The organism is Pseudoalteromonas sp. NZS127 (assembly GCF_015864805.1).
In the GTDB taxonomy this organism is placed as follows: domain Bacteria; phylum Pseudomonadota; class Gammaproteobacteria; order Enterobacterales; family Alteromonadaceae; genus Pseudoalteromonas; species Pseudoalteromonas nigrifaciens.
This window is the reverse complement of record NZ_JADYWN010000014.1, coordinates 92,181-105,504: the sequence shown is the minus strand read 5'-3', so window position 1 is coordinate 105,504 and position 13,324 is coordinate 92,181. Positions and strand designations below refer to the sequence as shown.

Annotated in this window: 15 protein-coding genes; 5 read left to right on the top strand and 10 right to left on the bottom strand. The window is 39.7% G+C overall.

Going from position 1 to position 13,324, the window contains the following annotated elements; all coding sequences use genetic code 11:
- Window positions 1-144: 144 nt before the first annotated feature.
- From nqrF to I6E78_RS13230, 9 genes are all read right to left on the bottom strand, one after another.
- Window positions 145-1,377: an NADH:ubiquinone reductase (Na(+)-transporting) subunit F gene (nqrF, locus tag I6E78_RS13270; RefSeq protein WP_011328893.1), complete on the bottom strand. Its 1,233-nt coding sequence runs from the start codon at window positions 1,375-1,377 to the stop codon at window positions 145-147.
- Window positions 1,378-1,395: 18 nt separating this feature from the next.
- Window positions 1,396-2,004 (bottom strand): NADH:ubiquinone reductase (Na(+)-transporting) subunit E, encoded by a 609-nt coding sequence (nqrE, locus tag I6E78_RS13265; RefSeq protein ID WP_011328894.1) that lies wholly within the window; start codon window positions 2,002-2,004, stop codon window positions 1,396-1,398.
- A 10-nt stretch (window positions 2,005-2,014) separates the two neighbouring features.
- Window positions 2,015-2,647, bottom strand: coding sequence for an NADH:ubiquinone reductase (Na(+)-transporting) subunit D (locus tag I6E78_RS13260; RefSeq protein WP_011328895.1), 633 nt, complete (start codon window positions 2,645-2,647; stop codon window positions 2,015-2,017).
- Entirely contained in the window at window positions 2,647-3,420 is a 774-nt protein-coding gene (locus tag I6E78_RS13255; RefSeq protein ID WP_011328896.1) for a Na(+)-translocating NADH-quinone reductase subunit C, read from the bottom strand. The genes I6E78_RS13260 and I6E78_RS13255 overlap by 1 nt, the downstream gene beginning before the upstream one ends.
- Window positions 3,413-4,615: an NADH:ubiquinone reductase (Na(+)-transporting) subunit B gene (locus I6E78_RS13250; RefSeq protein ID WP_011328897.1), complete on the bottom strand. Its 1,203-nt coding sequence runs from the start codon at window positions 4,613-4,615 to the stop codon at window positions 3,413-3,415. The genes I6E78_RS13255 and I6E78_RS13250 overlap by 8 nt, the downstream gene beginning before the upstream one ends.
- Before the next feature lie 4 nt (window positions 4,616-4,619).
- Window positions 4,620-5,963: a Na(+)-translocating NADH-quinone reductase subunit A gene (locus tag I6E78_RS13245; RefSeq protein WP_011328898.1), complete on the bottom strand. Its 1,344-nt coding sequence runs from the start codon at window positions 5,961-5,963 to the stop codon at window positions 4,620-4,622.
- Between the two features lie 345 nt (window positions 5,964-6,308).
- Window positions 6,309-7,502: an enoyl-ACP reductase FabV gene (gene fabV / locus I6E78_RS13240; RefSeq protein ID WP_197182680.1), complete on the bottom strand. Its 1,194-nt coding sequence runs from the start codon at window positions 7,500-7,502 to the stop codon at window positions 6,309-6,311.
- A 116-nt stretch (window positions 7,503-7,618) separates the two neighbouring features.
- The gene (locus tag I6E78_RS13235; RefSeq protein ID WP_197182679.1) at window positions 7,619-7,924 is read right to left on the bottom strand and encodes a BolA family protein; all 306 of its coding nucleotides are present in this window, start codon (window positions 7,922-7,924) and stop codon (window positions 7,619-7,621) included.
- Window positions 7,925-7,986: 62 nt separating this feature from the next.
- Window positions 7,987-8,577, bottom strand: a complete 591-nt coding sequence (locus I6E78_RS13230; protein WP_011328901.1) for an alpha-ketoglutarate-dependent dioxygenase AlkB family protein — start codon at window positions 8,575-8,577, stop codon at window positions 7,987-7,989.
- A gap of 43 nt (window positions 8,578-8,620) precedes the next feature.
- On the opposite strand from I6E78_RS13230, the gene I6E78_RS13225 reads away from it, so the two are divergent.
- Genes I6E78_RS13225 through I6E78_RS13210 form a run of 4 tightly spaced genes read left to right on the top strand, consistent with a single transcriptional unit; the run spans window position 8,621 to window position 12,383 of the window.
- Window positions 8,621-9,769, top strand: a complete 1,149-nt coding sequence (locus I6E78_RS13225) for a methyltransferase (protein ID WP_011328902.1) — start codon at window positions 8,621-8,623, stop codon at window positions 9,767-9,769.
- Window positions 9,770-10,330 carry a YajG family lipoprotein gene (locus tag I6E78_RS13220; RefSeq protein ID WP_011328903.1) on the top strand — a complete coding sequence of 187 codons (561 nt, stop codon included), beginning with the start codon at window positions 9,770-9,772 and terminating at the stop codon, window positions 10,328-10,330.
- 2 nt (window positions 10,331-10,332) lie between these two features.
- Complete coding sequence (locus tag I6E78_RS13215) at window positions 10,333-10,953, top strand: peptidylprolyl isomerase (RefSeq protein ID WP_011328904.1); 621 nt, start codon at window positions 10,333-10,335, stop codon at window positions 10,951-10,953.
- Between the two features lie 50 nt (window positions 10,954-11,003).
- Window positions 11,004-12,383 (top strand): AmpG family muropeptide MFS transporter, encoded by a 1,380-nt coding sequence (locus I6E78_RS13210; protein ID WP_011328905.1) that lies wholly within the window; start codon window positions 11,004-11,006, stop codon window positions 12,381-12,383.
- A 75-nt stretch (window positions 12,384-12,458) separates the two neighbouring features.
- Here the strand turns inward: I6E78_RS13210 and I6E78_RS13205 are convergent, their stop codons facing one another.
- Window positions 12,459-12,698, bottom strand: a complete 240-nt coding sequence (locus tag I6E78_RS13205; protein WP_011328906.1) for a helix-turn-helix domain-containing protein — start codon at window positions 12,696-12,698, stop codon at window positions 12,459-12,461.
- Between the two features lie 394 nt (window positions 12,699-13,092).
- On the opposite strand from I6E78_RS13205, the gene I6E78_RS13200 reads away from it, so the two are divergent.
- Window positions 13,093-13,281, top strand: coding sequence for a hypothetical protein (locus I6E78_RS13200; protein ID WP_011328907.1), 189 nt, complete (start codon window positions 13,093-13,095; stop codon window positions 13,279-13,281).
- The last annotated feature ends 43 nt before the right edge of the window (window positions 13,282-13,324 follow it).

Below are 13,324 nucleotides of genomic sequence, written 5' to 3'. Positions count from 1 at the left end.
ATTAATTTAAGAATAAAACTTTATGAATAAAAAAGCCTCGTAGCATAATATGCTACGAGGCTGATATTTTAACCAAAACTAAGTTGTTTTGATATAGATCTTGTTGACCTTTAAGGATTGAAATAGGTTCAACCCATTTAGCTATTAGCCACCGAAATCATCTAGTAAGATATTCTCGTCTTCAACACCTAAATCTTTAAGCATAGTAATAACTGCCGCGTTCATCATTGGAGGACCACACATGTAGTACTCACAATCTTCAGGGGCTTCGTGATCTTTAAGATAGTTCTCAAATAACACGTTATGGATAAAGCCTGTGTAGCCTTCCCAGTTATCTTCTGCTTGCGGATCTGAAAGCGCGGTGTGCCAAACGAAGTTATCGTTTTCAGCAGCTAGGCCGTCAAAATCTTCAACATAGAACATTTCGCGTCTAGAACGTGCACCATACCAAAAGCTCATCTTACGCTTAGAGTTCAAACGTTTAAGTTGATCAAAGATATGAGAACGCATTGGCGCCATACCAGCACCACCACCAACGAAGATCATTTCTGCGTCAGTATTTTTAGCGAAGAACTCACCAAATGGACCAGAAATAGTTACTTTATCGCCTTTAGTTAGTGACCAAATGTACGAAGACATTTTACCACATGGCAGGCTTAGGTTTCTTGGCGGTGGAGCAGCAATACGCACGTTAAGCATAATGATGCCTTCTTCTTCTGGGTAGTTAGCCATTGAGTAAGCACGAATTGTTTCTTCGTCTACTTTTGACTCCAGGTCGAAGAAACCAAAATGGTTCCAATCACCACGATACTCTTCTGGAACATCGAAATCAGCATATTTAACATGATGAGCTGGCGCTTCAATTTGGATGTAACCACCCGCACGGAACGGCACTGACTCGCCATCTGGAATTTGTAGTACAAGTTCTTTAATGAACGTTGCTTTGTTATCGTTAGAGATAACTTCACAATCCCATTTTTTAACACCGAAAATTGACTCTTCAAGCTCAATTTCCATGTCATTTTTAACATTTACCTGACACGCTAAACGACAGCCTTCACGGGCTTCACCTTTAGAAATGTGATCAAGTTCAGTTGGCAGAATATCGCCGCCACCTTCTTTAATGTGTACACGACACTGACCACAAGAGCCACCGCCACCACATGCAGAAGATACGAAAATACCTGACTCAGATAGCGCGCCTAATAGCTTGCTACCTGCTGATGTTTTAATGGCTTTGTCTGGGTCGCCATTAATCCCAATGATGATATCGCCACTTGCAACTAACTGAGATTTAGCACCAATGATCACTAAAACTAGTAGTACAACGATAGCGATGAAAACACCAACTCCTAAGAAAATATCAGTATAACCCATGATTTATCCTCGCTACCTTTACAGTGAAATACCAGAGAATGACATAAAGCCAAGAGCCATTAAGCCAACAGTAATAAAGGTAATACCTAAACCACGTAAGCCATCTGGAACGTCTGAATATTTCATTTTCTCACGGATACCTGCAAGTAATGTAATTGCAAGTGCCCAACCAACACCAGCGCCAATACCATAAACCACAGACTCGCCGAAGTTATAGTTACGCTCAACCATGAAAGATACCGCACCAAAAATTGCACAGTTAACTGTGATTAGTGGTAAGAAGATACCTAACGCGTTGTAAAGTGCTGGGAAGAACTTATCTAATGCCATTTCCAAAATTTGCACAAGTGCTGCAATAACACCAATGAAAGTTAAGAAACGTAAAAAGCTAAGATCTGCATCTGGGTAACCAAGCCACGTAAGTGAACCCGGTGCTAACACTGCATGGTAAACTAAGTTGTTAACTGGTACCGAAATACCTAATACAACAATAACCGCTACACCTAGGCCAATTGATGTGGTTACTTTTTTAGATACTGCTAAAAAAGTACACATGCCTAAGAAGAATGATAACGCTAAGTTTTCAATAAAAACGGCTTTTACAAATAAACTAATATAATGTTCCACTGTGTGCCCCTTACGCTTTAGCTTCTACTTGGTCTTTCTTATAAGTACGTAGTACCCATATGAATAAACCAATGATGAAGAATGCACTCGGTGGTAATATCAATAGACCCATAGGTTGATACCAACCACCATTTTGTACTAATGGGATAATATCAACACCGAATAGTGAACCCTTACCAAATAGTTCACGAATGAAACCAACGGTAAGTAGTACTACTGAATAACCTAAACCGTTACCAATACCGTCAAGAAACGACATAAGTGGCGGTGACTTCATTGCGTATGCTTCAGCACGACCCATTACAATACAGTTAGTAATAATTAGACCGATAAATACCGAAAGCTCTTTTGCCGTAGCGTAAGAAAATGCTTGTAGTACTTGGTCAACAACAATTACCAAAGATGCAATAATCGTCATTTGTACAATAATACGTACTGACGATGGAATCTGGTTACGAATAGTCGAGATAAAGAAGCTAGAAAACGCGGTTACCAAGGTCAAAGCAATTGACATGATTAATGCGTTTTTTAAGCTAGATGTTACCGCTAGCGCAGAACAAATACCAAGTACTTGTAGTGCGATTGGGTTGTTAGCTAAAACCGGGCCAAATAGGACCGCTTTCATTTCTTTAGTATCAGCCATTATTTCAATGCTCCTTTACGTACTTCCGCAAGGAATGGACCAAAGCCATTATCACCAGTCCAAAAGTCAACTGTATTATCAACACCGTTAGACGTTAAAGTTGCACCCGATAGACCATCAATTTGATGCTCATTGCTAGCGCCACTTTTTACAACATCGATAGGTAATTCTTTACCTTCCCATTTTGCAGTCCACTGTGGATTTTGGATTTCGCCACCTAAACCAGGTGTTTCACCATGCTTATAAAAGATAATGTTTTTGATTGTTTCGCCATCATTTTCAAGCGAAAGGAAACCATACATTAAGCCCCATAAACCGTAACCTTGAATAGGAACAATAATAGTGTCAACTGACCCATTATCTGCTCTAGAGATGTATACAGGTGCCTCTGTCGTTACGCGCTGAATGCCCGCAATGTCAGTAATGCCTTTTTCAGCAAGCGCAAAGCTTAGCTTAGGGTCAAATTTGCTTTTTTCAAAGTCAAATGCATTAACCTTAGCCTGAACTTCTTCACTTGAGTCGCTTGCAAAAGACTCACCCGTTTTCATATTAACTAAGCGTACTTCGATTTTGTTGTTGAATGTTTCAGAAACATTTTCAACTTTTCCGATTCCCGCTGCAACTAAGATATTACTTTGAATATCTTTTGCTTTATTAGCTTGCTGTAAAGGACGAAGCTGTACAGCAGCAAACGATACGATAATTGCACACACTAAACATAGCGCAACAACTACTGCTAACGTTTTACCGATTGATTCGTTATTACTAGACATTACGTGCCAACCTCCGTTTGATATTAGCTTGCACTACAAAGTGATCGAACAGTGGAGCAAATAAGTTAGCAAATAAGATTGCTAGCATCATACCTTCTGGGAAAGCAGGGTTCACAACACGGATCATAACAACCATAAAACCAATAAGCGCGCCATAAGCTAACTTACCTTTATCGGTAAATGCTGCAGACACAGGGTCGGTAGCCATAAAGAACATACCAAACGCAAAACCACCTAGTACAAAGTGCCAATGCCAAGGCATAGCAAATACGGGGTTAGTCTCAGAGCCAACTGTATTTAGCAGTAATGCAGTGATTACCATACCGAAAAATACACCTAGCACTATGCGCCAAGAAGCGATACGCACGTAAATAAGGAACAAGCCACCCACTAATAATGCAAGTGTTGATGTTTCGCCTACAGAACCTTGAATGAAACCGTAAAACGCATTCCACCATAGCTCCATGTTTGAAAAATCAAGTGTGCCAACAAACGCTTGACCAAGCATAGTCGCACCAGAGAACGAATCTACTGCTGTCCATACTGTGTCACCTGAAATTTGTGCCGGGTATGCGAAGAATAAAAACGCACGACCAGCTAACGCAGGGTTTAAGAAGTTACGACCTGTACCACCAAAGATTTCTTTAGCAATTACAACACCAAATGTAATACCAAGCGCAACTTGCCATAAAGGAATAGTTGCTGGCAAAATAAGTGCAAATAACACTGATGTTACGAAGAAACCTTCGTTAATTTCGTGTTTACGCACTGAAGCAAATATAACTTCCCAAAAACCACCTACAGCAAAAGTAACTGCATAAATTGGTAGGAAGAAACACGCTCCATAGAACATTTTAGCGCCCCAGCCTGCATCAGCGGTTAATTGACCGCCTAACAGTTGAAACAAATCAACTTGCCATATATTAGCTAGTTCAAAACCTTGTGCTAAAGCACCAGCGGCCTGATGACCAATATTGAACATACCAAAAAACATAGCAGGGAACGTTGCCATCCACACTAAAATCATCATGCGTTTTAGGTCGATGTTGTCACGAACGTGTGTCGCGCCTTTATTTACGTAGCCTGGTGTATAAAAAATAGTTGCTGCTGCTTCATACAGAGCATAAAACTTTTCATATTTACCACCGGCTTCAAAATTCGGCTCGATATCTTCAAGATATTTTTTTAAACCCATCTCTCTAGCCTTCCTTCTCGATCGTAGTTAAGCAATCGCGTAGGGCTGCGCCATACTCGTATTTGCCCGGACAAACGAAGGTACATAACGCTAAATCTTCTTCATCTAGTTCAAGCGCGCCTAATGACATTGCACTGTCTACATCGCGTGACAATAGGTCGCGTAATAATAGAGTTGGCAAAATATCTAACGGCATTACACGCTCATAGCTACCAATTGGTACCATGGCACGTTTTGAACCACCTGTTGACGTTGTCATTTTAAATAAACGACTCGGTGCAAGGTGAGAAATAAAGGTACGCGTTACGGAAAATTTATCACTACCTGGTGCAATCCAACCAAACAATTCTTTTTCGCGACCTTCAAGTAAAACAGATACTTGAACGTGGTAACGACCTAAGAATGCATGAACACCGTTTGAAATAGAACCTGACAATACTGAACCAGAAATAACACGGTTATCACCGTCTTCTAATTCGCCAGCAACTAAATCATCCAATGAAGCACCTAATTGTGTTTTCACTAAACGAGGGTTTTTAACGCGAGGACCTGCAAGAGAAATTACACGATCAGTGTAAATTTCACCGGTAAGGAATAAGTGACCAAAGGCGATAACGTCTTGGTAACCAATATGCCAAACCTGCTTGCTAATAGATACTGCATCAAGATGATGGATATGTGTGCCAACAAGGCCAGCCGGATGCACACCACCAAACTCATGTACTTCTACTTGAGCTATAGATGAGCTAGGAACTTGGCTACCTGCTTGTTTACAAACAAATACTTTACCGTCGGTTAAACGCGACACAACAGCTAAACCTGCTTCGAATGCTTGCACATTTTCAGCAATAATTACCGCAGGATCTGCAGCAAGTGGATTAGTGTCGATTGCGGTCACAAAAATAGAGCTAGGATTTGCATCCACTGCCGCTACTTTACTGAATGGGCGAGCACGAAGTGCTGTCCATTGACCAGACTGTATAAGTACTTCTTTGGCTTTTTCACGATCTAAGCTCGAAAGCTCGGCATCAGAAAAAGTACCAAAGGTGATTTGCTCACTGCCGTTAACTTCAATAACAACAGATTGCAGTACACGTTTAGCACCACGATTAATTTCTTTTACTGTGCCAGAAGCTGGAGCAGTAAATAATACACCTGGGTTCTTTTTATCTTCAAAAAGTACCTGGCCTTTTTTCACTTGGTCATCCACACGAACATGCATGGTTGGACGCATACCGATAAATTCTTCACCTAGCACAGCTACACGTTTGACGGTAGAACCATCATGAATAACTTGCTGAGGAGCGCCCTCTATGGGTAAGTCCAGACCTTTTTTTATATTGATCATACGCACTTGCACTACATTAACGGAAAGAAACTGAAAAATCGTATCAACCACGTCGCCATATTAACTATAACAAGTTGTGTAAAACTAACTTGCTATAAATACTAAACAAGCAACGCAGTAAAACTCCTCACATATTGCTATGATTTTAACATCATTGTGCAACACTATGCGAGTGTATTTATAAAAATTATACCAGAGAAAGACTTATTTACGCTTGATGTAGCTATTTAATAAAATTCAAGCTAGACCAAAGTTGTACGTTTACTAAGAAACATTATTTTTATAAAAAAATCAGTAATAAAAAAGTCGCACTAGGCGACTTTTCAAACTGTTTTGTACAATTGATTAGTCAATCATATTCGCAATAGGCTGAACAGGGTCAACCTCTTGCTCATAATCTACGCCTTGTATACCAAAACCAAACAAGCGTAAAAACTCATTATGATAACCAACATAATCGGTTAGTTCATCAATGCTACTAGTATCTACTTTATCCCAAATAGCTTGAATACGTGCTTGTACGTCATCTTCTAGCTCTTTATAGTTTTGGAATAAATGACCGCCTTCGTCAAAACGTGGCGTGTCGCCGTATAAGTTTTCGCTAAATAACGCCTGTATTTGCTCAATAGTACCTTCGTAGGTGCCATCGGCCTTCATCACTTTAAATAAAGCAGAAATATACAAAGGCATAATAGGAATAGCCGAGCTAGCTTGTGTTACTACCGCATTAAGTGACGATACATACGCTTCGCCATTTAAATCACTAGTCGAAGCTTTAATAGCAGCCGTTGCACGATCCAAATCTTCTTTTGCTTTACCAATCGTTGCATGCCCGTATATTGGCCATGTTAGCTCTTTACCTATGTAGGTATAAGCAGTGGTTTTGAAGTTATCGGCTAGCACATCGGCTTGTTTTAGTGCATCAATCCACATTTCCCAATCTTCACCGCCCATTACTTTAATAGTATTGTCGATATCATCTTGGTTTGCCGCTTCAACGGTTATTTCATCAATTTCACGCTTTGAGGTATTCAGATTTTTAGTCGTAACTGCATTACCAATTGGCTTAAGCGTAGATGAGAACACTTCACCGGTATTAGGATCGGTACGACGCGGAGACGCTAAGCTGTAAATAATTAAATCTACTTTGCCTAAATCGGCTTTAATAGTATCAATTGCTTTTTGCTTAATTTCGTTTGAGAACGCATCGCCATTAATATTTTTTGACCAAAGGCCTGCTTCGTCTGCAGCATTTTGAAATGCAGCTGTATTGTACCAACCTGCAGAACCCGTTTTGCGCTCAGTGCCTTCTTTTTCAAAGAAAATACCTAATGTTTTAGCACCGCCACCAAACGCCGCAGTAATACGCGATGCAAGGCCATAGCCTGTAGAGGCACCAATAACTAATACATTTTTAGGCGCATTTTTTAATGCACCTTGTTGCTTTACATAATTAATTTGTTCTTGAACATGTTTGCTACAGCCCACTGGGTGGGCATTGGTGCAGATAAATCCACGAATTTTAGGCTTAATGACCATTGATCATCCTATATCTTTACAATAAAAATTAGCGCTAGTTTAAAGGCTAATACTAAAAACACTGATCTGATCAGTTAATCTTGAGTGTAAACATCAATCAAATCGCTATTAATTGTTTAAGCTGACTTAGAGCCACCCATACAATTGGGTGAATCAGGCGCTTCACCATTATGTTCAGCAAACTCATCTGGCGTATAAGTATGAATAGCCAGTCCATGAATATGATTGGCTAATTCATCTTTTAAAATTTCATTAATTTCGCGATGGCGCTGTAATAAGCGCTTACCAGCAAACTCTTCGCTAACCACTATCACTTTAAAATGCGAGTCGCTGCCAGCACTGTGCATATGGCTTTCGTTAATTACATTTAAATGCTTACAGGCAATTGCATCGCTGATTTTTTGTTGAATTTGTTGCTGCATGACATAAACCATTATTGTTACTTATTTATAAGCCCACTATAGCAACTTGCTAAGCCTAATGGCTAACGCTTTATCAAGCGAAAGGTTAAACTTATTCGCGGATGAGCCAAGGTAGTTTGCTTAGCAATAGCGTGTTGATAGTCGCGCTGACTATTGCCACTCATAATTAAACAGCTGCCGCTATGTAGCTTTAAATTAGTAACTTTATTGCTAGCTTTGTGTTTTAGTTTTAATACTCGCTCAGCCCCAAGCGATATACAAACAATAGTAGGTTGATGGCCAAGCTCTGCTTCATCGTCGCTATGCCACCCCATAGTATCGTTACCATCGCGGTAATAATTTACTAATAGTGAATTTAATGGCTGGTTTAAATGCCGCTCTAAACGTTTGCGCATTGCCAGTAAAACATCAGGCCAAGGCTCTACTATTAACTTACTGTGAGAATAACCATACTCAATATTGTTTTCACTGATAAAACACTGCAGCCGAGGAATTGGCCCCGTTTTATTGTAAACCGTAACATTAGGCTGCTGCCAACACAGGTTTTGCTGTAAATAGTAGAACAAATCGAGGCTTTTTTGTGCACTAAGCGCCCTACTTTGATAAGAAAAGCCATTTGGTAACAGTTGGGGGTTGGCGTTTGGCCGTTGCATGTTAGAATTTACCTATCATTTGATTACTGATCACTAAACTATTATGACCATGCAAGCACAGCTCGGCGATAAAACCTTTACTCTTGAACGCTTTCCTTTGGATCAAAAAAACCGCAGCTTACAAGCTTGGGATTCAGCCGACGAATATTTAATCGACTATGTTAGCGAACATCATCCTGATTGTCGCTCTTTGCTGATTTTAAATGATAGTTTTGGCGCGCTTTCTTGTTATTTTAGCCACAAGCAATTAACTGTTTGTTCAGTAAACGACTCTTATATTAGCCACCAAGCAGCAGCTTATAACTTAGCAGAGAATAAAATACCTGCTATTACCTTTAGCCAGCTCGATAGTTTATCGGCTTTACCTGAACAAGTTGATTTGGTACTTATTAAAGTACCACGCACATTAGGCTTTTTACAGTATCAACTGTCTGAGCTTAGCGAAGTGCTTGCACCCGGAACGCCTGTTATTGCCGCGGCAAAAACAAAAGATGTGCATAATTCAACAATTAAAGCGTTTGAGCAGTTTATTGGCGAAACAAAAACAAGTTTAGCGGTTAAAAAGTCACGCTTAATTATAAGCCACGCACAAGGTGGGTATAAAGCCGCTGATTTTCCGGTAAATTGGCCACTTGAAGGCACTGACTTTACTATTAGTAACCATGCAAATGTGTTTTCGCGTGATTCATTAGATATTGGCGCACGGTTCTTTTTTAACTACTTACCAGAAACCAATAAAGCTAAAAGCATTATTGATTTAGGCTGTGGTAATGGCGTAGTGGGTTTAATGGCATTATCGCGTTGCCCAAATGCAAATATTACTTTTGTTGATGAGTCGTATATGGCCGTTGAATCGGCACGCTTGAATGTAGAGCTCAATATGGAAGCTAAATATGAGCAATGTTCATTTGTTGAAAATGACTGTTTATCGGGATTTGAGCGCGACAGTGTTGATATGGTGCTATGTAACCCGCCATTTCATCAAGCTCAAGCGGTTACCGACCACATTGCATGGCAAATGTTTAAAGAAGCAAAAGATACTTTAAAAGAAGGTGGCGAATTGCGTATTATTGGTAACCGTCATTTAGATTACCACGACAAACTAAACCGTATGTTTGGTAACTGCAAGCTACTAGGTTCTAACAAAAAGTTTGTTGTACTTAGTGCCACAAAAAATACCGGAATGTTATAAATGCAAATTATAAAATACCTTTTACCTTGGTTGGTGTTTTTGGCACTGCCTGCATGTAGTAATCAGCCAAATCAGATAATACTTAATCCTGTTTATAAAAATGGGCAAATAAGTTCAATCAACAGCAGCTTAAGTACCAGTGTAATTGATTTAAGAGGCGATACTGCCACCTTAAAACTTATAGAGTCTGACAAAACCAAAACTTTTGCCAGCCATGGTATTACAGCCTCAGTAAAAAGTGCGCTCGACAGCGCCCTAAGTCGTAACGGTGCCAGCATTTCTAACTTAGCCACGGTGCGCTTTGAAGTAGATATTCATGCTTTGCAAGCAGTTGTTACCGAAAAACTAATGAGCCACACCAGCGCAGCTTCTATAGAGTTTGGCGTGCGGGTTATTCGCGCTACCAGTAACTTTAGCAAAGTATACCGAGGCAATGCTAATTTAGCAGGGCCACTGGGGCACGACCGAGCAAAAATAGAAGGTCAGCTTAATAAGTTGACTGAGCAAATTATTACCCGCATTGTATCTGACCCTGAATTAATAGAATTTTTAGAAGGTTAACAATGAAACGACTTTTTTTAATCTGCTTAAGCCTATTCTTTAGTACCACTACGCTTGCTGCTCAAGAAGGCCGTTTTGTACAAAAAGATAATATTTTTCCGCGTGTTGAAATAGTCACTTCACTGGGTAGCATAGTGATTGAACTTGACCGCTCTAAAGCCCCCATTACTGCAAATAACTTTTTAACCTACGTAATGGATAAAAGCTATCAAGGAAGTGTGTTTCATCGTATTGAGCGTGATGTAGAAAACGACCGCGACTTTGTTATTCAAGGTGGCGGCTACGATAAAGACTACGATGGACTACACGAAAACGATCCTATTTTTAACGAAAGCGGTAATGGCTTAAAAAACGATATGTATAGCATAGCTATGGCGTATCAAGACCGCCAACCTCATTCAGGAACGCGCCAATTCTTTTTTAATATGGACGATAACGACCATTTAAACCCTGGCAGAGAATGGGGGTTTGCGGTATTTGGCAATGTAATGGACGGCTACGACACGCTAGATAAAATTATGGCGGTAAAAACCGGATTTAACGAAAAAATTGGCTACGACTTTGTACCCAAAGAGCCTGTAGTTATTTTAAATATTAAATTACTTGAACAAGTTCCCCTGTAACAATTAAAAGAGCAGCCTAGCTGCTCTGTGTTAAAGCCAATGAAGGCCCTATGAGCAAAACACTCTCTATTCGCGAATATTTTTCTTATTTTAAAGACAAACGCCTTATCAATATTTTTATATTTGGTATGAGTAGTGGTTTTCCATGGGTGCTGATTGGCTCTGTAATGTCGGCATGGCTAAAAGACGAAGGCTTAAGCCGCAGTATGATTGGCTTATTTGGCATTGTGTTTGGCGCTTACAGCATTAACTTTTTATGGTCGCCGTTAATTGATCGTACCAAACTACCCTTTTTATACAAATGGTTAGGCCAACGCCGAAGCTGGATACTGTTTTGCCAAAGCTTTATTTTACTTGGCACACTGCTATTAGCAGGGCTTGATTTAAAAGCCAATTTAGCGCTCGTCGCCGCACTTTGTTTATTAATAGCCATAGCCTCTGCCACTCAAGATATTGCTATTGACGCTTTTAGAATAGACGCCCTGGGCGAAAATGAATCTCACAAAGCGACCGCCGCCGCTGCCATGGCAACCTCGGGTTGGTGGTCGGGTTATGCGCTACTTGGGGCCATTCCGTTTTATATGGCCGATATACCTTCGATAGATTGGCCGCAAGTATACTACTTTTTATCCGCCATAATGCTGCTACTAATGAGCTGTGTATTTTGGGCAAAAGAACCCGAATCAAACCGCGAAGCAGTGCACGCTGAGCTTGAGCGGGTATACCTTGAAAAACTTGCCGCCAGCAAGCAAACACCATTAACTAAAACACTCGCTTGGCTTGCAGTTACTGTGGTTGATCCGTTTAAAACCTTTTTTGCTAAAAATGGCGTTAAAACCGCGTTGGCACTGCTTGCATTTATTTTCTTATTTAAAATTGGCGAAGCGTTTTTAGCTCGCATGTCGATTGTATTTTATAAAGAGGTTGGCTTTAGTAATACCCAAATAGCCAATTACTCTAAGCTAGGCACCGGATTAATTACCATCGTATTTGCCTTTTTAGGCAGTATTTTTAATCATAAATACGGCATTGTTAAAGGCTTATTTATTAGTGGTGTGGCAATGGCGGCATCTAATTTAATGTTTTCTTGGATTGCACTTGCCGGCCCACAAGAGCATTTATACGCCATGGCTATTGTGGTTGATGGTTTTACTCAGGCATGGTCGCTAGTAGCTATGGTGGCATTTATATCTATGCTATGCGATAGAGCATTTAGTGCAACACATTATGCGTTGCTTGCGTCGCTGGGTAATTTAGGGCGTACTTTACTGTCGAGTTACAGTGGGGTAGTAATAGATGATTGGCTGGCGGGTAACTGGTCGCTATTTTTTATTCTTACTGCATTAATGGTGTTGCCATCGTTGATATTTTTATACTTAATTCGTCATAAACTGTATCAGCTAGAGCGTAATTATCACCAAAACACTTAAACTCAATACTTAAAATAAATTATTTACTTGGCATATTTAAAGGTGCATTAAAATATGCCAAGTAACTTGCGGCTATTAATCAACTTTAAGTAAGTTTAATGCCTCATGCGGATCAACTTCGAGTGCATTACAGTAGCGCACAAATTCAATTACATCTAAGCGGCGCTCTTGGTTTTCAATTTTGCCAATAAACGAATGTGGTGTGCCTAATAACTGCGCTAAACTACGCATTGTATGCCCTTTGTCATGACGTTTACTTTTAAGCCATTTGGTCAGTTTTGCATTTTCTTCTGATGAAACTGTTTTACCCATCATGTACATCTCCTACTTAATGCGGTGTAAATACTAATTGATGCAATTTATTAATAGCGCTCAGTGAGTACACTGCACAACAGCCTAATTGGGCATTGATTGCAGCTCAGCTTTACTAATTACAAATTACTCATTGTGAGCTAAAAAACGCTATAAATAATACTTACTTATTGTGGTGGTGAATGAAATTTTGCCCGTCTCATTCTTATATATTGTATACTATTAACTCATTGGTAAAATGGCTAATTACATTCGGCACAGGTTAAATAATGAATATATATTTACCAAGCCTGAATAGATAGCTTAAACCATTAATAAATATTTGTAACAATTTTGTTCCATTTTAGTGTTACATGTTTATGCTTAATCAATAACGAGCACCCTAAAAGGCTAAATAATGTTCAGGCTACTTTTTTTACTTCCTATTATACTGTGCTTAGGCTGGTGTTTTTTTCTTCGCCACCATGGTGTGCCTATTAAAAAAGGCAAAAGAGGCTTTGTATATATACTCGCGTTTTCTACTTTTGTACTTGGCTTTTTTATATTAATGATGCAAATAACCGAATTCACTCCTAGCGAATTTTAGGCATTAAAAAAGCCGCAAAAGCGGCTTTAATATTTTATTGTTT